Source organism: Mycobacterium sp. 1245805.9, from assembly GCF_001672915.1.
Lineage (GTDB): Bacteria > Actinomycetota > Actinomycetes > Mycobacteriales > Mycobacteriaceae > Mycobacterium.
In genome coordinates this window covers 17861-37962 of the sequence record NZ_LZKR01000020.1, presented here as the reverse complement: position 1 = coordinate 37962, position 20102 = coordinate 17861, and the positions used below count along the sequence as shown (strand labels likewise).

At 67.4% G+C, this 20102-nt stretch carries 18 protein-coding genes; 8 read left to right on the top strand and 10 right to left on the bottom strand.

Annotated features, from left to right (window positions below):
- Nucleotides 1-68 precede the first annotated feature (68 nt).
- Nucleotides 69-314 carry a hypothetical protein gene (locus A9X00_RS03370; protein ID WP_067149208.1) on the top strand — a complete coding sequence of 82 codons (246 nt, stop codon included), beginning with the start codon at nt 69-71 and terminating at the stop codon, nt 312-314.
- On the opposite strand, the gene A9X00_RS03365 is transcribed toward A9X00_RS03370, so the two are convergent.
- Both A9X00_RS03365 and A9X00_RS03360 read right to left on the bottom strand, forming a co-directional pair.
- Nucleotides 271-735 (bottom strand): DoxX family protein, encoded by a 465-nt coding sequence (locus A9X00_RS03365; RefSeq protein WP_067149205.1) that lies wholly within the window; start codon nt 733-735, stop codon nt 271-273. The two genes, A9X00_RS03370 and A9X00_RS03365, sit on opposite strands and share 44 nt — an antisense overlap.
- A 5-nt stretch (nt 736-740) precedes the next feature.
- On the bottom strand, nt 741-1628 hold the full coding sequence (locus tag A9X00_RS03360; RefSeq protein ID WP_067149201.1) for an alpha/beta hydrolase: 888 nt from the start codon (nt 1626-1628) through the stop codon (nt 741-743).
- Nucleotides 1629-1732: 104 nt separating this feature from the next.
- Between A9X00_RS03360 and A9X00_RS03355 the strand changes: the two genes are divergently transcribed.
- Nucleotides 1733-2446, top strand: a complete 714-nt coding sequence (locus tag A9X00_RS03355) for a hypothetical protein (protein ID WP_067149198.1) — start codon at nt 1733-1735, stop codon at nt 2444-2446.
- A gap of 9 nt (nt 2447-2455) precedes the next feature.
- On the opposite strand, the gene A9X00_RS03350 is transcribed toward A9X00_RS03355, so the two are convergent.
- Complete coding sequence (locus A9X00_RS03350) at nt 2456-3016, bottom strand: TetR/AcrR family transcriptional regulator (RefSeq protein WP_067149195.1); 561 nt, start codon at nt 3014-3016, stop codon at nt 2456-2458.
- Between the two features lie 206 nt (nt 3017-3222).
- Between A9X00_RS03350 and A9X00_RS03345 the strand changes: the two genes are divergently transcribed.
- Nucleotides 3223-5508, top strand: coding sequence for an MMPL family transporter (locus A9X00_RS03345; RefSeq protein WP_067149253.1), 2286 nt, complete (start codon nt 3223-3225; stop codon nt 5506-5508).
- Here the strand turns inward: A9X00_RS03345 and A9X00_RS03340 are convergent.
- Nucleotides 5505-7001 carry an MFS transporter gene (locus tag A9X00_RS03340; RefSeq protein ID WP_369830706.1) on the bottom strand — a complete coding sequence of 499 codons (1497 nt, stop codon included), beginning with the start codon at nt 6999-7001 and terminating at the stop codon, nt 5505-5507. The genes A9X00_RS03345 and A9X00_RS03340 overlap by 4 nt on opposite strands.
- Before the next feature lie 169 nt (nt 7002-7170).
- Between A9X00_RS03340 and A9X00_RS03335 the strand changes: the two genes are divergently transcribed.
- Nucleotides 7171-8010: an MBL fold metallo-hydrolase gene (locus tag A9X00_RS03335; protein ID WP_067149192.1), complete on the top strand. Its 840-nt coding sequence runs from the start codon at nt 7171-7173 to the stop codon at nt 8008-8010.
- Nucleotides 8011-8155: 145 nt separating this feature from the next.
- Nucleotides 8156-10672, top strand: a complete 2517-nt coding sequence (locus A9X00_RS03330; RefSeq protein ID WP_067149189.1) for a glycogen/starch/alpha-glucan phosphorylase — start codon at nt 8156-8158, stop codon at nt 10670-10672.
- A 13-nt stretch (nt 10673-10685) separates the two neighbouring features.
- On the opposite strand, the gene A9X00_RS03325 is transcribed toward A9X00_RS03330, so the two are convergent.
- Nucleotides 10686-11492, bottom strand: coding sequence for an SDR family oxidoreductase (locus tag A9X00_RS03325; protein ID WP_067149186.1), 807 nt, complete (start codon nt 11490-11492; stop codon nt 10686-10688).
- Between the two features lie 10 nt (nt 11493-11502).
- A complete protein-coding gene (locus A9X00_RS03320) occupies nt 11503-12990 on the bottom strand; it encodes a PE-PPE domain-containing protein (RefSeq protein ID WP_255363050.1) in 1488 nt (495 codons plus the stop codon).
- Between the two features lie 109 nt (nt 12991-13099).
- On the opposite strand from A9X00_RS03320, the gene A9X00_RS03315 reads away from it, so the two are divergent.
- Nucleotides 13100-13381 carry a hypothetical protein gene (locus tag A9X00_RS03315; protein ID WP_067149182.1) on the top strand — a complete coding sequence of 94 codons (282 nt, stop codon included), beginning with the start codon at nt 13100-13102 and terminating at the stop codon, nt 13379-13381.
- A 300-nt stretch (nt 13382-13681) separates the two neighbouring features.
- A complete protein-coding gene (locus tag A9X00_RS03310) occupies nt 13682-14869 on the top strand; it encodes a PPE family protein (RefSeq protein WP_067149179.1) in 1188 nt (395 codons plus the stop codon).
- 4 nt (nt 14870-14873) lie between these two features.
- Here A9X00_RS03310 and A9X00_RS03305 read toward each other — a convergent pair whose 3' ends face one another.
- The 4 genes from A9X00_RS03305 to A9X00_RS03290 are packed head-to-tail and all read right to left on the bottom strand — an operon-like array spanning nt 14874 to nt 19112.
- A complete protein-coding gene (locus A9X00_RS03305; protein ID WP_067149176.1) occupies nt 14874-16145 on the bottom strand; it encodes an amidohydrolase family protein in 1272 nt (423 codons plus the stop codon).
- Between the two features lie 16 nt (nt 16146-16161).
- A complete protein-coding gene (locus A9X00_RS03300) occupies nt 16162-17376 on the bottom strand; it encodes an amidohydrolase family protein (protein WP_067149173.1) in 1215 nt (404 codons plus the stop codon).
- A gap of 6 nt (nt 17377-17382) precedes the next feature.
- Nucleotides 17383-18186 (bottom strand): acetoacetate decarboxylase family protein, encoded by an 804-nt coding sequence (locus tag A9X00_RS03295; protein ID WP_067149170.1) that lies wholly within the window; start codon nt 18184-18186, stop codon nt 17383-17385.
- Nucleotides 18183-19112 (bottom strand): SDR family NAD(P)-dependent oxidoreductase, encoded by a 930-nt coding sequence (locus A9X00_RS03290; RefSeq protein ID WP_232006657.1) that lies wholly within the window; start codon nt 19110-19112, stop codon nt 18183-18185. Before A9X00_RS03290 ends, A9X00_RS03295 begins: the two co-directional genes overlap by 4 nt.
- A gap of 65 nt (nt 19113-19177) precedes the next feature.
- Here A9X00_RS03290 and A9X00_RS03285 point away from each other — a divergent pair, with 65 nt between their 5' ends.
- Nucleotides 19178-20089: an IclR family transcriptional regulator gene (locus A9X00_RS03285; RefSeq protein ID WP_067149167.1), complete on the top strand. Its 912-nt coding sequence runs from the start codon at nt 19178-19180 to the stop codon at nt 20087-20089.
- Nucleotides 20090-20102 lie beyond the last annotated feature (13 nt).

The window sequence follows — 20102 nt, the reverse complement described above, 5'->3', positions numbered from 1 at the left end:
ATCACCGAATGAAATAAACCTGTCGATGACAAGATTCCCTGGTCATCGAAACGGGAACCTGATGGGGCATGGCCACACCCCGCGAGGTCATCGAACTCATCGACGCGCTCGCCGAAGACATCTATGACGCCTACGACAACCCACGCCTTTACCCCGCGCCGGAGAAAGCCAAGGCATTGACGGCGTCGCGCTACCTCGCCAGAAAGCTGGTCAGGAAAGGCTGGCGGAGAGGCGGCGGCATCTACCTGCCGCGCTGTCCCTATGGAACCGTCACGTGTTTCGACCCGGAACCGCACCCGCACTGCGCGGTGTAGCGCGCCCGCCGCGCAGGGCGTCGATCGAGTAGGGCCCGCCACCGGTGAAGACCAACAGGAAGAAAGCGAAGCAGAAGAGGATCGCCAGCAGCCCGCCATTGCCGGCGGGCGGTTCGCCGACCGGCCACAGCGCTTTCGGTTGATGCATCCAGAAGTAGGCGACCGCCATTTGCCCCGATGCGATGAAAGCGGCGGGGCGGGTGAACAACCCGGCCCCGATCAGCAGCCCGGTGACGAATTCGATCAGGCCGGCATACCAGGCGGGCCAGGCTCCGAACGCGGCGGGAAATGCCGGAGGGACGGGCCAATCGAAGAGGATGATCGAGCCACATGCGGCGAAGAGCAAGCCGTAGACGAACCGAAAAAGGCTGAGCACGGCTGGCGCGAAGCGGGCGAGCCGTTCGTCGAGAGTCTGGGTCACGACGCCTACCTTACGGTCGCGACCCAATCGAGCACGCGCCTCCACAGCCGCTGCCGGCTCGATGCCATGTTGTGGCAGTGCGCGCTTTCGGGAAGCACGACGGTGGTGAGGTCGGGGCTGCGGCGATACAGGCCGGCCTCCGCGCGTGGGTCCGGGGAGACGTCGACGACACCGAAGCCGACGAGCACCGGAACGTCGATCTGTGCGGCGTGCTCGGCGACCACGCCCGGGATCATCGCGGTGCCGAATACCCGCGGTACCACCGACTTTGCGGTGACGCAGTCCGCCGCCACGACGTCGGCGGGCACATCGGCCAGGTGGAACCAGCTCTGCATGTACTCGCGCGGGCCTTCGGCATACGGCTCGGGAAGGGCGGCGAGGATCTGCCGGGCGAGCTCGGCGCGGCCCTCGGCGGTGGCCGCTCGGGCGATGAAGCCGGCATCCAGGTTCAGCGGCGCGACGTGTTGGTTGGTGCAGCCGAGGACGGCCAGCCCCGCGTAGCTGGAAAACAGCGATTGCTGAACGATCGCGAGGTAACCGCCCAGCGAATGCGCGACGGCGAGCACGGGGGCGCCCTCGCCGGTTGCCTCCGGCAGCGCGGAGACGGCCCGCGCGAGTGCGGCGGCGATGTCGCTGAAATCGAAATCTCGTGCCGGCTTGGAACTTTCGCCGGTGCCCAGCGGATCGATCGTCACGACACCGTAGCCGTTCCCGGTGGCGAAGTCGGCGAAGCTGTAGCCACTGCGGCCCGGGAACTTCAGGTCCCAGTACTCGCGGCTGTAGGTGCCGCCCGGCAGGCAGACGAGCAGGGCGTCGGCGCCGCGCGGCGCCGGGTAGTAGGTGGCCGCCAACCACGCCTGCTCGCCGACGACGTCGCTGACGTCGAAGCGCATGGGTCGTGGCACCCAAACAACGTAACGCCGGAACAACGTAACGCCGAAACAAAGTGACGCCGAAACAAAGTAACGCCGCGCCGCACTCCTGAGATATTCCCGGCATGATCGGCACGCGCATTGGGCCCGCGGCCCGGGCCGCGGGCGTCGCCATGCTGGCCGCCGCCACCGCGCTGGGCCTGGCGGTGGGCACCGCGCACGCCACGCCCGACCCGCCTCGCGGCGAGGGCACGCTGTACGGCAACCCCGCGGCGGCCGCCCCGTTCTGGCGCTACCAGGGATATGAGGACGACTGCGTGGAAATGGCGGTCGCCGACGTGGTCGGTGAACTGACCGGCAAGCCGCCCACCGAGCAGGCCATCGTCAAGCTGGCCCAATCCACGCCGAGCACCGTCCACGCCGGGCCGATCTATACCAAGCCGAAGAAGCGCAAGCCCGGCGACGGCACCTCGTTCGACGACGAGCCGGCGCTGCTCGCGCATTACGGCATCCGGGCCGTTTCGACCGACGAGGAGAGCGCCGCGAAGACCGGTGTCCCGACGGGGATGGCGGCGCTCGAGCGGGATCTGGCCAAGGGACGCAAGGTGATCGTGGGGGTCAACTCCGAAGTCATCTGGCGCGAGCCGGTCGAGGACAAGACCCCGGACGGCCAACCGGAAGCCAACCACGCCGTCGTGGTCACCGGCGTGGACACCGCCTCCGGCGTCGTTCACCTCAACGACAGCGGCATCGAGGAGGGCCGCGACGAGCAGGTGCCGATCGACGTCTTCGCCCGGTCGTGGGCCAGCAGCGACGACCAGATGACGGTCACCGGTTAGGGACGGCAGCTACGACGGGGCCGGTCCAGTTAGCAGCTGCCGAAACACCGGGCCGGCCCAGCGGCTGAGTTCTTCGCGGCTGAGGTTGGCTATCGGTGTGGCGAGCACGGATCGCGTCGCGGCAAGCCCGATGACGAACGCATCCGTCAACGCAATCCGCTGCAGGTGATGGTCCGGCGTGGCGCCCCTCAGCGTCGGCGCAACGTGCGTGGCCAAGGTTTCATTGAGCGTGTCCGCCGCGACCCGGCTTGTCATAGCCGCCCGCAGCAATGCCAGGAACGACTGGTCGTCCTCCCACACCGCGAAATAGCGCGGCAGCAGCATGTCCGCAATGTCGCCAGGGTCGGCCCTGGTCAGGTCGGGCAGCTTGATGGTGAATTCGGTCGCTGTGGCGAACAAGTCCTGCTTGCTGCCGAAGTAGCGGATCACCAGCGCAGCATCCACGCCGACATCCGCCGCGATGGCCCGCAGCGTGGTGCGCTCGAAACCTTCCGTCGCGAAACGGCGGCGCGCCGCCGCGAGGATGTCGGCACGGGTCTGAGCTGCGTTTCGAGGCCTCTTCGTACCCATCCCCAAACTGTATGTCAGCCGCTGTTGACTTGAGATCCCGACGCGGCGTACGCTTCAAGTCACCCATTGTTGACAAAAGTCACCGACCGTTGAGATCGGAATTTCTTTAAGGGCGGGTGGTCCCCATGGCGGGCGGCATCGGACAGTCTGGAACCGTGACCCGTCGGACGGCGGTCACCGACATCACCCGTGCATTCCGGGGCGACCTGCTGCGCCGCATCGCAGAGCTGGCGATCGCCGCACCGGCACGGACCATCGCCACCGCGGCGCTCGTGATGGTCGCCGCGGGCATCTTCGGAATCCCGGTCGCCAAGAGCCTGTCGGCCGGCGGACTGCAGGATCCCACGTCCGAATCGGCAAGGGCAACAAAGCTTCTGACCGACAAGTTCGGCCAGGGCGACGTGCAATTGCTGTTCATCATTTCCGACCGGGACGGCGCAATGAGCACGGCGGCCCGCGCGGTCGGCACCGATATCGCCGATCAGCTGAGCCGGTCCGCGCATGTGACCAGCGTGACCTCGGCGTGGACGGCGCCGCCCCCCGCCGCCGCGTCGCTGGTGAGCAAGGACGGCAGGTCCGGGCTGATCGTCGCGGGTATCGGTGGCAGCGAGACCGACTCACAGAAATACGCCGATGCCCTGTCGCAGCGATTCGCGCACGACCGCAATGGGGTCAGCGTGGCGTCGGGCGGCGTCGCGATGGTCAACGCGCAGATCACCGGGCAGGCGCAGCGCGATCTGCTGGTGGTGGAGGCGATCGCCATACCGCTCAGCTTCCTCGTCCTGGTCTGGGTGTTCGGCGGCTTGTTCGCCGCCGCCTTGCCGATCGCAATCGGCGGAATGTCGATCCTCGGCGCACTGGCGGTGCTGCGCCTGATCGCGTTCACCACCGATGTGTCGATCTTTGCGCTCAACCTCAGCACCGCCTTGGGCCTGGCCTTGGCGATCGACTACACGCTGCTCATCGTCAGCCGCTTCCGGGACGAGATGGCCGACGGGGCGAGCCGTGACGACGCGCTCATACGCACCATGGCGACGGCGGGCCGCACGGTGTTGTTCTCGGCGACGACGGTCGCGCTGTCGATGGCCGCAATGATCCTGTTCCCGATGCACTTCCTGAAGTCGTTCGGCTACGCGGGAATCGCGACGGTCGCGTTCACCGCGACGGCGGCGGTGGTGATCACGCCCGCGGCCATCGTCCTGCTCGGGGATCGACTGAACGCGCTGGACGTGGGCCGGTTGGTGCGCCGCGTGCGCGGCCGGACGGCGCCGGGCCAGCCGCACGTAGAAAACGAATTCTGGTTTCGTTCAACGAAATTCGTCATCCGGCATGCGATTCCGATCGGACTGAGCGTAGTCGGTTTGTTGTTGCTGGTCGGTATGCCGTTCCTCGGGGTGCGGTGGGGATTTCCCGACGACCGGGTGCTGCCGGACTCCGCTTCGGCTCGCCAGGTCGGCGAGCAGTTGCGCACCGATTTCGCCAACGACTCGGCCACCTCGGTCAGTATCGTCGCCCCGGACGTCGGCGGTGTGCCGGACGCCGAAATCGCCAGGTACGCAGCGGATCTGTCGCGGGTGCCCGACGTGTCGGCGGTGTCGGGTCCGGTCGGCACCTTCGTGGCCGGGGCGCCGGTCGCTCCCCCGTCGGCGCCGACCGGCCGGGTAGAGGGCAGCGCGTTTCTCACCGTCAGGACCACCGCGCCGCTGTTCTCCGACCGGTCCGAGGCCCAGCTGCGTCGCCTGCACGCGGTACCGCGTCCCGACGGGAGGACGGTGGAGTTCGGCGGGACCGCGCAGACCAATCGCGACAGCGTCAACGCGATCACGTCGCGGCTGCCGCTGGTGCTGGGCCTGATCGCCGCGGTCACGTTCGTATTGCTGTTCCTCCTGACGGGCAGCGTCGTGATGCCGCTCAAAGCTCTTGTCCTCAACGTGCTTTCGCTGACAGCGGCGTTCGGCGCGATGGTGTGGATCTTCCAGGACCATCACCTCGGCGGCCTCGGGACCACATCCACCGGAACACTGGTGGCCAACATTCCGGTGCTGCTGTTCTGCATCGCCTTCGGCCTGTCGATGGACTACGAAGTCTTCGTTGTTTCGCGCATCCGTGAATTCTGGCTCGCCTCGGGACGCACCCGCGCCGACAACGACGAGAGCGTCGCGCTCGGCGTGGCCCGCACCGGTCGGGTGGTAACCGCGGCGGCGCTGGTGATGTCGATCTCGTTCGCCGCATTGATCGCCGCGCAGGTGTCGTTCATGCGGATGTTCGGAGTGGGCCTCACGCTGGCCGTGGCCGCGGACGCCACGCTGGTGCGGGTGGTGCTGCTGCCGGCGTTCATGCACGTGATGGGACGGCGGAATTGGTGGGCGCCCACGTGCCTGGCACGGCTGCACGGGCGGTTCGGAATCAGTGAGGGTGGCGCCGTTGCGCGCCAGACGACCGCGACGAGAAGTCACGATATCCCCGAGGCGCTTTCCGCATTCCCAGCCTAGGCCGCGTCCCCGGCGAGGCCCGGGCGTCTGGTGCACGGGTCTTGGCAGGCGTGGTTGATGCCGGGCAGCATCTGGTGGGCGAAATCCCCGCCGGTCCGGACGGTCAGCGCCGCGATGAATGCGCCGACCACGCATGCGACGGCGGTGATGATCATCGCCACCGAGAAACCGGGACCGAGCGGCTGACCCGGGCCGGCGCTGATGCCGGCCGCAGCCGGCAGCACGGCGACGGCAAGCAACCCGGCGAGGCGCGCGACGGCGTTGTTGACGCCGGAGGCGGTGCCCGCGTAGCCGTCGGGGACGGCGGACAGGACGGCTGCGGTCAACGGCGCCACGGTGATCGCCAGCCCGACGCCGAACACGACGACCGCGGGCAGCACCGCGCCGAGGTAGGTTGCCCCGGGCGCGATCCGCGCCATCAACGCCAGTCCCGCCGCGGCGATCAACGGCCCGACCGTCATCGGCAGCCGCGGCCCAGCCCGCTGCCCGAGCGCGCCGGCCCACGGCGAGCCGATCAGCATGATCACCGTCATCGGCAGCATCGCCAGCCCCGCCGCGAGCGCGGAGTAGTGCAGGCTCTGTTGCAGCTGCAGGGCCAACAGGAATAGTGCCCCGCCGACGGCGGTGTAGACGGCCAGGGTCGCGAGGTTGGCGCCGGTGAATTGCCGGGATCGCAACAGCTGCAAGGGCAGAAGCGGTGATTGCGCGCGTCGTTCGATCATTGGGAAAGCAAGCAGCGCCGCCGCGCCGACGGCGGCGGCGATCGCCGTGGCGAATGTCCAACCGCGCGAAGGCGCCTCGATGAGCGCGTAGATCACCCCGGACAGCCCGACGGTGACGGCGGCGGTTCCCAGAACGTCCGGACGGCCCCGCGCCGTCGGATCGCGCGATTCGGGGATGTGCCGGGCGGCGATCCACACCACCGCCACGGCCAGCGGGAGGTTCAAGAAGAACACCCAGCGCCACGACGCCGCATCCACCAGCCAGCCGCCGATGAACGGGCCGAGCGCCGTCGTCACCCCCGACATGCCGGCCCAGATCCCGACGGCCCGGCCCCGGTCGTCGTCGACGATGCCGGCGTCGATCAACGCCAGGCTGCCCGGAACCAGCGCCGCCGCGCCGACACCCTGCGCCAGCCGGGCGCCGACCAGCCATCCGACCGTCGGCGAAAGACCGCAGACCACAGACGCGGCGGTGAAAACGACCAGCCCGGCGATGAAAACCCTTCGGCGCCCATAGCGGTCGCCCGCCGCGCCACCGGCGAGCAGCAGCGCACTCAGCGTCAGCAGGTAGCCGTCGAGGACCCACTGTTGACCGGTCAGACCTCCGCCCAGGTCGCGGCCGATGGCCGGCAGCGCGACGTTGACCACGGTGCCATCCAGCAACGCGATCCCCGAACCGAGGACGGCCGCGGCGATCAGCCAGCGCGCGCCGCCCGACGCCAACGGCAACTGGCGTGGCTCTACGGGTTCACCGCTCGTGCGCTGGTCCACTGCTGAGCATTCTGCGCCGTAGCCGCATCGCGGTGCATAGCGGGACCTGAACGCCGCGGGTCTAGCCCGTCGGCACGATCTGCTTCAGACTGGAAACGCCATATCCCAAAACCGGTAGCGGGACGAGCATCACGATGGCAGGGAATCACCCCTGGAAGGAGAGCACGCGGTGGCTTCCTTGAACCTAACGAGCAGTGGCACAGCCGATTTCGACGAAGGCGGTGTTTATTATATCGGTAACGCCACCACCCTGATCCGGTTTTGCGGCCTGACGATCCTGACCGATCCCGCCTTCCTCCACAAAGGCGAGCACGTCAATTTGGGCCACGGCATCTGGGCCCGTCGCGAAGTCGAGCCCGCCTGCCAGATCGCCGACCTGCCACCTATCGACCTGATCGTCTTGTCGCACTACCACGGCGACCATTTCGACGACGTCGCCGCACAACAGCTCGACAAGAACCTGCCCATCGTGTCGACGGCTGACGCGGTGGACAAGCTCAGCGCTCTGGGTTTCGAGCGCGGCTATGCCCTCGACACCTGGGAGTCGCTCGCGGTGCACAAGGGCGACGCGACGTTGACCATCACCGCCATGCCGGGCAAGCACTCCACGGACGAGGCGGTCAACGAACTGCTGATGCCCGTCAACGGGCACTTGCTCGACTTCAGCCGCAATGACGACAACCTCTACCGGCTCTACATCACCGGGGACACGATGCTCGTCGACAGCCTCGAGGAAATCCCGCGCCGCTACCCCGACATCGACCTCGGCCTGATCCACACCGGTGGCACGACCTTCCTTGTCACGGTCGTCACGATGACCGGCGAGCAAGGCGTGAGGGCCGTCGAGATCACCAAACCTCGCACCGCGATCCCGATCCACTACAACGACTTCTCGGTCTTCCTGTCCGGTCTCGACGACTTCAAGCGGGCAGCCCAGGCCTCGACCACGAGCACCAAATTCGTCTACCTCGCTCACGGCGAGACGTACCGCTTCAAGCCCGACAGCTGACGCTTGCGTTGCGGACCGCAACGCTTGCTCGTCGCCAGTATGTGGGCTGGCGTTCACTTCTCAGACGGCAATTGCGCGCCTGATGTGCAAACATCGCTGCAACACTGACTCACCTGCCGCCCACCCCTAGGGAGTAGGACCCACGATGACCGATGTCGAGCAGACGCCCCCCACCCCCACGCGGGCCGATTTGACCGAGCACTCCCGCACCGGGATGAGCGCGGCGGCGCTGCAGCGGGCGATCACCGACCACCTGCGCTACTCCGTTGGTCGTCCGGCCGCGGCGTTGCGGCCGGAGCACTACTACCGGGCGCTGGCGCTTGCCGTGCGCGACCGCATGCAGGACCGCCGGGTGGCCTCGACGCAGACCTCGCTGGACCTCGGCCGCAAGGTGACCTGCTACCTGTCGGCCGAATTCCTGATGGGCCCGCAGCTCGGCAACAACCTGTTGAACCTCAACATGGAGCTGGCGGCGAAGACGGCGCTCGCGGCGATGGGACAGAACCTGGACACGGTCCTGGCGTGCGAGGAGGAACCGGGACTGGGCAACGGCGGCCTCGGGCGGCTCGCGGCGTGCTACCTCGACTCGCTGGCCACGCTCGAGCGGCCGGCGATCGGCTACGGCATCCGCTACGAATTCGGCATCTTCGACCAGGAGATCCACGACGGCTGGCAGGTCGAGCAGACCGACAACTGGCTGGACAGCGGAAACCCTTGGGAGATCGCCAAACCCGACGTCAACTACCTGGTCAAGTGGGGCGGCTACGCCGAGCACTACACCGATGACGTCGGCCATGACCGCGTCCGGTGGGTACCCGGGCGCATGCTGAAGGGCGTCGCCTACGACACGCCCATCCAGGGCTACGGCGTCAACACCTGCAACGTGCTGACGCTGTGGAGCGCGCGGGCCGTCAAGTCGTTCGCGTTGGAGGCCTTCAATACCGGCGACTACTACAAGGCGGTCGAGGACGAGGTGACGTCGGAAACCGTCACCAAGGTTCTCTACCCCAACGACGAGCCGGAGGCCGGCAAGCGGCTGCGCCTGCTGCAGCAGTACTTCTTCGTGTCCTGCTCGCTGCAGCACGTGCTGCACATCATGGACGACCTCGCGGACGCGGGCGTGCGCGAACTCCCCCAGCGATTCGCCCTGCAGCTCAACGACACTCACCCCTCGATCGGCGTCGCCGAGCTGATGCGGTTGTTGGTCGACGAGCGCCAGCTGGACTGGGACGAGGCGTGGGACATCACGGTCGCGACGTTCGGCTACACCAACCACACCCTGCTGCCCGAGGCGCTGGAGACCTGGCCGCTGGAGATGTTCGCCGAATCGCTGCCACGCCACCTCGAGATCATCTACGAAATCAACCGCCGCTTCCTCGACGAGGTGCGCGCCCGCTTCCCCGGCGACGAGGACCGGTTGCGCCGGATGTCGCTGATCGGCGAGGACGGCGGCAAGAGCGTCCGAATGGCACACCTCGCCACGGTGGGCAGTCACGCCATCAACGGCGTCGCCGCACTGCACTCCGAACTGCTGAAAAGCAGTGTGCTCAAAGACTTTTACGAGCTGTGGCCGGAACGGTTCAGCAACAAGACCAACGGCGTGACGCCGCGGCGCTTTCTCGCCCTGGCCAACCCCGGGCTGCGCGAGCTGCTAGACCGCACCGTCGGCGACGGCTGGCTGACCGACCTGAGCCGCCTGCGCGGGCTGGAGCCGTTCGTCGACGACGCGGCCTTCCGCCGGGAATGGCACGACATCAAACGCAACAACAAGGCGCGCCTGGCCAAATACATCCACTCGGTGGCGGACGTCGAGCTCAACCCGGACTGGATGTTCGACGTCCAGGTCAAGCGCATCCACGAGTACAAGCGCCAGCACCTCAACGTCCTGCACATCGTCGCGCTGTATCACCGGCTCAAGCAGGATCCCGGGTTGTCAATCCCGCAGCGGGCCTTCATCTTCGGCGGCAAGGCCGCCCCGGGCTACTTCCTGGCCAAGCGGATCATCAAGCTGATCAACGCCGTCGGTGAGACGGTCAACGCGGACCCGGACGTGAACCGCTTCATCAGGGTGGCGTTCGTGCCGAACTTCAATGTGCAGAACGCGCACATGATCTACCCCGCCGCCGACCTGTCCGAGCAGATCTCCACCGCGGGCAAGGAAGCCTCGGGCACCGGCAACATGAAGTTCATGATCAACGGCGCCCTGACCATCGGCACGCTCGACGGGGCCAACGTCGAGATGCGCGAGGAGGTCGGGCCGGAGAACTTCTTCCTGTTCGGCCTGACCGAGCAGGAGGTCGAGGCCGTCAAGTCGAACGGGTACCGCCCGGCCGACTACATCGACGGCCCCCAAGCTGGAAATGACGAGCTGCGTGCCGTGCTGGATCTGATTGCGAACGGGACCTTTTCGCACGGGGACACCGAGGTGTTCCGGCCGCTGGTGGACAACCTGCGCCACAACGACCCCTTCCTGGTCTGCGCAGACTACGCGTCCTACGTGGAGTGCCAGGAGCGCGTGAGCGCGGCGTGGCGCGACACCGAGTCGTGGACGAAGATGTCCATCCTGAATACCGCGCGCAGCGGCAAGTTCTCGTCGGACCGCGCCATTGCGGAGTACTGCGACGAGATCTGGAACGTGTGGCCGCTGACCGTGAAGATGTGAGCCGGCCCGCGACTCAGTGATAGCCCGGCAAATCGGGTACGCCGCTGGCGGTCAACCATCCGCCGCCGTCGACCACCAGGACGGCTCCGGTCACGTAGGACGCCGCGTCGCTGGCCAGGAACAGCACCGCATCCGCGACCTCGGTGGTGGAACCGGGGCGCCGCAGCGGGTTCTGGGTGGTGCGGTGCTGGGCATCGCCCGTGATTCGCCTGACCCCTTCGGTGCCTGACATCGCCCCGGGGGCAACCACATTCACCCGAACCCCGTCGGGGCCCCATTCGATCGCGCAGGCGCGGCTCAGCGCGTCGACGCCGGCCTTGGCCGAAACGACGTGCGCCTGAAGGGCCATGCCGCGGTACTGGATCGCGGCGCTGATGTTCACCACCGCGCCGCCGTGATCGCGCAGCCAAAGGTCGTACGCAACCTTCGACACGTTGAAGGTACCCAGTAGGTCGATGTCGACGACGGCCTTGAATCCCTTTGGGCTGAGGCCGCTTATCGGGACGGGAAAGTTTCCGGCGGCATTGTTGACGACGATGTCGAGTTGGCCGAACTTTCCCAGCACCTCCTCGACGACGGCCGTCACCTCGTCGTCACGGCGGACGTCACAGACGCCGTATGTCGCCTCAATCCCCTCCTCCCGCAACGTCGCAACCGCCGCTTCGAGATTGGGTTCCTTTCGGCTGCAAATGGCGACGCGGGCGCCGTGGTTGCCCAGAACGCGGGCGACCTCCAGGCCGAGCCCGGTTGCGCCGCCGGTGACTAACGCGACTTTGCCCTGCAACAGATCGGCCCGGAACGGGCTGCGCCGGTCGGTCATGACACTTCCCTCAGTTGTCCCAGCTCGGGACCAGACCCAACGCGCGCATCAGCTGGCCCTCGAACCCGGTCAGCAGCGAGACGCCGGTGACCGAGGACTGCGGCAACGGGAAGTTCAGGCCGGGATCGAGCACCGGGTTGAACGGGTAACCGGTCGGCATCATCGACGGCGGCAGCAGCCCGAGATCCACCAGCGCCGCCTGCGGGCCTTGAACCGTGCCGTGCACCAGGTCCGGGACGATGGTGAACGGGTTCGGCAGCTCGAACAGGCTTGCGGGCGTGGGTATGTCGGCGTACTCCCCCGACCCGTAGCCCATGTCGACGATCACCCGCAGGTCCGGCTGCAGCAGATCGGCCAGCGCGTTGCCGAACGGCTGCGGCACGAACAGACGCAGCGGCGCGACGAGCGGCAGGTCCTGCGTCAGCAGCTCGTAGTAGTGGGTGGCACCGTGGTACCCCGGCGACGTCGGCAGTTCGACCGCGTTGGCGATCTGCCCCGGTGTCAGGTCGACGTAGTCGTGCGTCCCGTGATAGAGCGCGAACCCCATGAACGCGTTGAGGTCGCTGACGGGGTTGAGCACGTACCGGGGCAAATTCGTCACCATGTCGTACTGATTGGTGAAGACCACCGTTGGGTACGGCGAATTGGGCGGCGTCGCACCGTTCATCAGCACGTCGACCAGCGGGATGTACAGGCCGGGGAAGCGTTCGAAGAACCCGCCGTTGGGGTTGCCCGGATCACCGGTCAAAAAGAACGACAACGTGGTTGGATCGGGCGGATTGGGCATGGCCATGAGGTTGCGGATCTCGTTGGTGGCAACCAGCGAACTTTGCGAGGTGCCGTAGACGACCACCTTGTTGCCCGCCGCGAGTTCGGTGGTGATGGCGTTGTTGAGCAGCTGCACGCCCTGCGACACCGACTGTCCCAGCGTCAGATTCCCGAGTTGCGGGGTGAACGGCCAGAACTGCTCTGGCGTGTAAAGCGACTGCCCCGACGCCCCGAGCAGCGGCGACAGCGTGGGGTTGTTCAGGAAGTTGGTCATGATCGAGCCGACGTACTTGGCGTCCGGCAGGGGGAACGTGGTGCCGCCGACGATCAGTGCCACCGAGCTGTTCTGCGGCACGTTCAGCGGCGGGATGCTCGTGGGGGCGGGGTTCTCGGCCTGCGCGGCGAACGAGGCGAAGGGTGCTTCCAACTCGCCGATCGCGTCGCGCAGCGCCTGCAGCGCGGCCTGCTCGGTCTGGGTGTAGGCGACGCCTGCCTCGCCGAGGAGCTGCACGAACCGCTGCTCGAACGCCTGGCCCTGCGCTGCCAGTTCCCGATAGATCCTCGACTGGTCGATGAACAACGGCGTGATCGCCGCGCTGACCTCATCGGCCCCGGCGGGCAGGATGCTGCTCGTCCGCAGCGCCGCGAGGCCGTTGGCCTCTTCGAGCGCGGCGCCGATCTTGCCGACGTCCTCCGCCGCCGACATCAGCCCCTGAGCAACGACCTGCACCGGACCATTCTGGCCAACGACGGCGATCGCCGAGCGATCTTCGATGAATTCCTGCCGACGCCGCGTCTTACACTGGGCCGTCGGAAGCGCGACTGAAGGTGAAGTACCAGTGAGAACCCCCACGACGACCGCCGCCGGCGGGCTGGCCGTCCTGGCCTTGGTGTTTGGCTCGGGCGTGGCCCATGCCGATAGCCGCCAGGACAGGGAAAAAGAGGCGTGCCAGCTGATGGACGATCCGGCCGGCCCCGAATCGGGTTATGCGCCAGCCGAATACGCATTCATGACGCTGCGAGCCAAGATGTCGGCCGAGGACGCGCGGAACGTCATGTCCATGGCCGCCCAGGACTTTTGCCCGAATCACATAGTCGACCTGCCGGCGAGCTGGCGGTAATAGTCCGCTCACGCCCGCGGCAATCAAGATCGGCGATCATATTTTTCCGCAGTTCAGCCCTATCTTTATTCAGTCGAAATTCATAGGGTTCACCAGAGATAGTCACCGAAACCGCAAAGGTGGCTGGATATGCACAGTTCGCGTGGTCCGCCCAGAACTCAAATAAGCGCTTATCGCCCGGAATCCCGGGCCACGGTACCAATCTGTCCGACATCACCCGGCGCATTGCAAACACGGCATATTTCTGCGCCGCCAAGAAGGGGGGTTCGCCACCAAGCCAAGATAAGGAGCTGTGACACAATGGATTTCGCAATACTACCGCCGGAGATCAACTCCGCGCGCATGTACACCGGCCCGGGGTCGGGTTCGCTACTGGCCGCCGCGGGCAGCTGGGACTCCCTGGCCGCGGAATTGACCACCACGGCCGAGACCTACCAATCGGTGGTTTCGGGCCTGACCACCTTGAACTGGCACGGTCCCGCGTCGGAGTCGATGGCCGCGACGGTCACCCCCTACATCGGTTGGCTGAACATGACCGCCGAGCAGACGAAGCAGACCGCCATGCAGGCCAGGGCCGCCGCCGCGGCCTTCGAGCAGGCGTTCGCGATGACCGTGCCCCCGCCGGTGATCGTGGCCAACCGCACTCAACTGGCTTCGCTGATCGCGACGAACTTCTTCGGCCAAAACACGGCGGCGATAGCGGCGACCGAGGCCCAGTACGCCGAGATGTGGGCCCAGGACGCCGCGGCGATGTACGGCTACTCCAGCGCCTCCGCGGCCGCGGCGACGCTGGCGCCGTTCACCCCGCCGAACCAGACCACCAATCCGGCCGGCGCGGCCGCCCAGGAGGACGCGGTCAATCAGGCCATTACGTCGATATCCCAGACCGCGCAAGGACTCCCAACCGACCTTCGAAGCGATTGGGCCAATTTCCTGCAGTACCTCGAAGGTATACCGCAAAGTTCAGAGCTCGACGGCATGCTTTTCTCCGACTTTGGGCCCGACGCCCAAATCTGGAGCGACGTAATTTCGACTGGGGTCTTCCAGCTGCCGACCAGCATTGACATTGCCGATGCTGCGAGCACCGGCGTCTCGGAGGAGAAGGACTTAATAGCAGGCGCGATAGCGGCCCCGGCGAAAGGAGCTGCGGCGGTAGCAGGCGAGGCGGAGAACGTCGCCGGCCCGTTTGCAGGCGGGCAGGCAATCACCGGCGGGTTGAGCCATGGCGGCCCCGGGGTGTCCGCAGAGCTCACCGCCGCCAAGTCGATCGGTCCGATGTCGGTGCCCGCGAGCTGGTCCACCCCAGCTGTCAGCCACATATCGACCCTCTCAGGCACCGGTTTAACCACACTCCCGGGAACCGAGGAGGCAGTCGGCGCCGGTATACCCGGCGTGCCCGGAATGCCGGCGGCCACGCGGGCCTCGGGCGTCATACCCCGATATGGGACGCGACTGACGGTGATGCCACGGCCGCCGGCCGCCGGCTGAGCCCTCAGCTCTCCACGAGGTCGGGGATAGGCTCCGCGTCCGTCAGCCAGTGCCGCCCGGCACGGCGGGCGGCCTCCCACTTGGGGATGCTCACCGCATCGTCCTGGCCCAGGTCCGCGGGCGTCGGGCCGATGCGCTCGGCCAGCGGAGCGAGCGCATCCGCGTCGAAGTTGTACACCTCGGCCGCGGCAAGCCCGAGGATTTGTCGCGCCTCGTCAATTGGAATGTCCCAGAACGAGCGCCGCAGCCAGTCGCGGGTGTGCGGCCATGTTCCCTCCGGGTGAGGATAATCATTGCCCCACAGCATGTTTGGAACCCCGATCTCGTAGCGACGGGCAAGTTCCCGGCGCTCGGTCGTGGTGGCGCCGATGAAGCAGTTCCGGTCGAAGTACGCCGAGGGCAGCATCGTCAGATCGCCCTCCAGGAGACGGCTCATCTTCTTGGCCGAGTGCTCACGCATGAACCGGGTGTCCATCAGCCACAACAGGTCGTTGGCCCAGTAGGCACCGCACTCGGTGGCCCCCCAGCGCAGGTTCGGGAAGCGCTCGAACACACCGGCCCACAAGGCGAACCACAGCGGCCGGACTCCCCACCAGCGCACCTCGGTCGTGTAGATGCCCAGGTGCGGGCCGTACTGCTCACTGGGGGCGGGACCGACATGGGTGTGAACTGGCATCTGCAGGTCCTGGCAGGCGGCCCACACCCGGTCGTAACGCCGGTCATGGTAGGGCGGGTAGTCACCCCAGAGCACCGGAATCATGATGCCGCCGCGCAACCCGGCCTCGGCCGCTCGAGCGATCTCGGTCACCGCCGCGTCGATGTCCGCCAGTATCGGCACGACGGCAACGCCGGCCCGCCGCTCGGGGCTGTGGCTGCACAGCTCGGCCAGCCAGCGGTTGTGGGCCCGCGCCCCGGCCATCGCACGTCCCGGGTCCAGGTCGCCAGACTGCCCCAGGCCCGCACCGAACGGAGCCCCGGCGACACCGGTCACGGCGTCGGCGTCGGGGAAGATGACCTCACCGGCAACGCCGTCGCCGTCGAGTTCGCGGTCGCGCTGCGCGACATCCCAGCCGCCCGCGATGCCGTCTCCGTGTTCGTCGAACCATGCTTGCGCGAACTCCTCGTCGATGAATGCGCCGGCCTGCGCCGCGGCGGCAATTTTCTCGGCGAGGAACTCCTCGAAGTCTTCCCGGTATTCCGGGTCGATGTACTCGCGATACTGCTCAGTGGGCAGCTCGGCGTGGGTATCCGCGGAGATGATGAGATACGGGTCCACGGTGGTCCTTTCGCAGTTACCAGGCACGGATGGGGTCGGGCTCGAAGACGGTGCTGCTCGCGTCGGCGGGCACGGCCGCCAGCGGCTCGGCAACCTCGGCCACCGTCGGGCCGATTCGCGAGACAAGGGGCGCCAACGCGTCGAGGTCGAAACCGTAGACTTCCGCCGCATTCCCGCCGACGATGGCCGCCACCTCATCCGCCGGCACATCGCTAAAGGTGTGCCGCAACGCTTCTCGGGTATAGGGAGCGGTGCCCTCCAGGTGCGGGTAGTCGCTGCCCCACATGATCTTCTCGACGCCGATCCGGTGGCGCTCGGCGCACTCGACGGGCCGCATGAAGCTGGCGCCGACGTAGCACTGGCGGGACCAGAATTCGCTGGGCCGCAGACTCAGCGAGCCGGCGGTGGGCCCGGCGAAGCGGGCGATCGCCGAGTTCGCCCGACCGTAACGGCCGGCCGCCACGTCGAGCGAGTCCAGGGTCGCCGGTATCCATCCCGCACCCTGCTCGGTGAAGACGACGGTGAGGTCCGGGTGGCGATCCAGCGCGCCGCTGAAGATCAGGTGCCACAGCGCCCGGTGCGCAAACCAGTGCGTCTCATACACCCACACCGCGAACGAGCTGCCCCATCCGTCCGTGGGATTCGGCCCGGCGTTACCGCCGTGGTGGTTGACCACCAGGCCCGCCTCCGCGCACGCCGCCCACAGCGGCTCCCAGTGTTCGGCGTAGAGCTGGGGAATGCCTGCGCCGGGCGGGATCCCGGGCAGCAGCACACCGCCGCGCAGGCCCAGCTTGGCGATCTGCGCTATCTCGGCGACGGCTTCGTCGAGGTCCCCGAGCAGGATCTGACCCACCCCGGCGCGCCGCTCCGGCGACGACGAGCAGAAGTCGGAAAGCCAACGATTGTGCGCGCGCAGCCCGGCCCAGCGCAGCTCGAGCTCCCGGGCGTCCACCGGCTGGGGGGCGGCCAGACTCGCCTGCGGAAAGAACGGCGGCACGGTGTTCGGGAATATGACCTCCCCGGCGATGCCTTCGGCATCAAGGTCCGAGTTTCGTCGCGCGCTGTTCCAGTTGCGCTCGGCGTCGGCCTCGGTCAGGTCGCCGAAGGGATTGACGTATGCCTTTGCCCAGCCGTCGAATTCGTCCCGGTATTGCGGATCGAGGTACTCGCGGTAGTCGAGCAGGTCAGCGCCGGCGTGGCAGTCGGCCGAGATGACCGTGTACCGGCCCATGGTGCGCTATACCCGCGTCGGCTCGGGGCGTGGGGCGGCGAGCAGGGCCACGTCGTCGTAGCGCTGATGCACGTACGGCAGCAGCCATTCCTGTGGCACCCGCGTCGCGATCCGACCCACCTGGACGGTGCGCCGGCGACACCAGGTGATCGACGTGACCTGGCGGATCGCGACGTCGGCGACCGGGTCGAGCGGCGACTCGCCCAATTCAACTGTGCCGTCGATGTTCTCGAGCAGCTCGTAGTGACGGTGGTATTCGCCGTAGACCAGGTGGGGGTCGGTGATGCCGCTGCCGTCGGGAGCACGCAGGAACTTGAAGTAGAACTCGGTGTTCACCTGGTCGGGCGGCAACTCGCCCGGGCCGGTGATCTGGCCGGTCACCCTGATGAGCTGGTAGCCCAACCGGTCGACGGTGGCGGCGACGCGATCGCCGTCGCGCTCCACCTCGATGTGGGCCAGTTTCTTTGGCTCACCGAATGTTTCGCGCCCGCCCGTGACCGACTGTTCGGTGGATTGGGGCATGAAGAGCGGATAGTCGCCCACGAGGTCGCCGTGCCGCGCGGCCACCGAGAACACCGCCGACCCGAACGGCGGCCTGCCGTCGATTTCGACGCGCTGCAGCTGAACCCGCACCAGCGGTTCGGCCGCCGGCTCCAGCGGCTTGGGCAGCACGGCCGCCACGACCTCGGGATCGGTGAGGTAGGTGACGGTGATCGCCTCGGTGGCGATGGGCGCCTTGGTGGCATCGATCTCGTGGTCGACTTGCGCCTCCGGTGCGCGAGGACCGTAGCGAATTTCGTTGGCGCTCAACGCGCTCCTCCTTCGGTTTTCTCGGCATGCCGGCCGAGGACGTCAACCAGGTAATCGGGCTCGCCGCGGCCGAGGATCGAGGCCGCCTTCTTGCTCACGACTTGATCGGCCGGTGTGGGCGGCCCCATCATCCAGAAGCGGTCCGCCCGAATTCCGTCCACGACCAGGTCGGCGACCGTCTCCAGCGGGGTGAATTCCACGTGTGCGCCGGCGGCCTCGAAGCGGGCGACCACCTTTTCCAGCGTCTGGTCGGGTGTGCGGCGTTCCTGCGTCGCGGCGTAGCGCTCCGGGCGGTGCCGCCACGACTCCCAGATGCCGGTGTTCAAAAAGCCGCCGGGGAACAGGACGTGCGCCCGCACCCGTGTCCCGGTCATCTCGAGGTGGGTGTAGAGGCTTTCGGTCAGGCAGAGCACCGCGGCCTTGGTCATCGGATAGACCGCGGTGGCGGGCCCGCCCATGGCCCCGCGGGCGATCGGTGCGAATCCGCCGTTGCCCGAGCAGGTGTTGACCACGTGCCCGTCGCCCTGCTCGAGCAAGATCGGCACGAAAGCCTTGATGCCGTGGATGACACCCAGCACATTGACGTCGATCCCCCAGCGCCAGTCGGCCAGGTCGTGTTCCCACATGTACCCCTCTGAGACCCCGCCGGTGCCGGCGTTGTTGCACACCACGTGCACCCCGCCGAAGCGGTCGAGCGCCTCCTTGGCCAGCGACTCGACCGAGGAGTAATCGGTGACGTCGGTGACCACGCCGACCGCCTCGACGCCCTCGTCCGTGAGCGCCCGGGTCGCCGCGTCCAACGGTACGGAGAGGACGTCGGCCAGCACCACGTTCATGCCCTCCCGGCCGAAGCGCCGCCCCATGGCCTGGCCGATGCCACCGGCTCCCCCGGTTACGACGGCGGTCTTGCCTCGAAGGTCAGACATTGTGGTCATGGTCACATGGTCGCGCATGCCACCGCAAGAAGTCGCATTATGCGACCATAGGCTCCATGGCTCCGCGTCCCTCCCCACAGACCGAGCGGGTGGTGAACCTGTTCGAACAGCTGGCGGGTGATGGCAGCGGGGGGATGACATTGGCCGAGGTATCGCGACAATTGAGCGTCCACAAGGCCAGCTGCCACTCGATGCTGTCCGAACTGCTCCGCGCCGGCTGGCTGCTGCGCGACCCGCTTCGCAAGACCTACCACCTCGGTCCCGCACTGGTCCGCCTCGGCCGAGAGGCGGCGGGCCGCTATCCGGCCCTGGTGTTGGCCCGGTCCGCGATGGCCGAGCTGTCGGCCGCGACCGGCGCGCACTGCGTCGCCTTTTCGGTGAGCGATGACCACTCGACCGTCGTCGATCAGGTCCGGAGCAGACGCGGCGGCGGTAACCCGATGCCCGTCGGCACCCAGTTCCCACATCGCCCGCCGTATGGCGCGTCGACCGTCGCCTGGGCGGGGCCGGAGGCGCGGGAGCGGTGGCTGGCCACCCTGCCCGACGACGTGCGCGATCGCTACCGGCAGGCCATCGCCGCGGCCAAGCAACGCGGCTACGCGGTCGGCCTGCACATTCTGCCCGATCTGCGCCTGCGCGAGCTGGCGCAGATCGTGCGCAGCGCCGAGGTGCGTTCCACCCGGCTGAGCCAGCTGGCGCAGGAATTGACTGACGAGCTGATCCATCAGGAGGAGTGGTTCCCGATCAGCCTGGAGCCGGACCGCACCTACGAGGTGAGCCACATCGACTCGCCCATTCTGGAGGGCGAATCCCGCATCGCCCTGATACTCAGCCTGGTCCCCAGCGCCGAGCCCATGACCGGCGCGGCGGTCACCCAGCTGGGCGCGCAGCTCGCCGCTGCGACCCGCCGGCTAAGCCAGGCGTTGACCGAAGAGTCTCAGCGCCCCGCGGGCCAAATAGGTTGGTAGGCAACGCCTACTC

Coding starts and splice junctions, on each gene's coding strand:
- A9X00_RS03370 (WP_067149208.1), top strand. CDS start 69: ATGGCCACACCCCGCGAGGTCATCGAACTCATCGACGCGCTCGCCGAA.
- A9X00_RS03360 (WP_067149201.1), bottom strand. CDS start 1,628: ATGCGCTTCGACGTCAGCGACGTCGTCGGCGAGCAGGCGTGGTTGGCG.
- A9X00_RS03355 (WP_067149198.1), top strand. CDS start 1,733: ATGATCGGCACGCGCATTGGGCCCGCGGCCCGGGCCGCGGGCGTCGCC.
- A9X00_RS03350 (WP_067149195.1), bottom strand. CDS start 3,016: ATGGGTACGAAGAGGCCTCGAAACGCAGCTCAGACCCGTGCCGACATC.
- A9X00_RS03330 (WP_067149189.1), top strand. CDS start 8,156: ATGACCGATGTCGAGCAGACGCCCCCCACCCCCACGCGGGCCGATTTG.
- A9X00_RS03325 (WP_067149186.1), bottom strand. CDS start 11,492: ATGACCGACCGGCGCAGCCCGTTCCGGGCCGATCTGTTGCAGGGCAAA.
- A9X00_RS03310 (WP_067149179.1), top strand. CDS start 13,682: ATGGATTTCGCAATACTACCGCCGGAGATCAACTCCGCGCGCATGTAC.
- A9X00_RS03300 (WP_067149173.1), bottom strand. CDS start 17,376: ATGGGCCGGTACACGGTCATCTCGGCCGACTGCCACGCCGGCGCTGAC.
- A9X00_RS03290 (WP_232006657.1), bottom strand. CDS start 19,112: ATGTCTGACCTTCGAGGCAAGACCGCCGTCGTAACCGGGGGAGCCGGT.
- A9X00_RS03285 (WP_067149167.1), top strand. CDS start 19,178: ATGGCTCCGCGTCCCTCCCCACAGACCGAGCGGGTGGTGAACCTGTTC.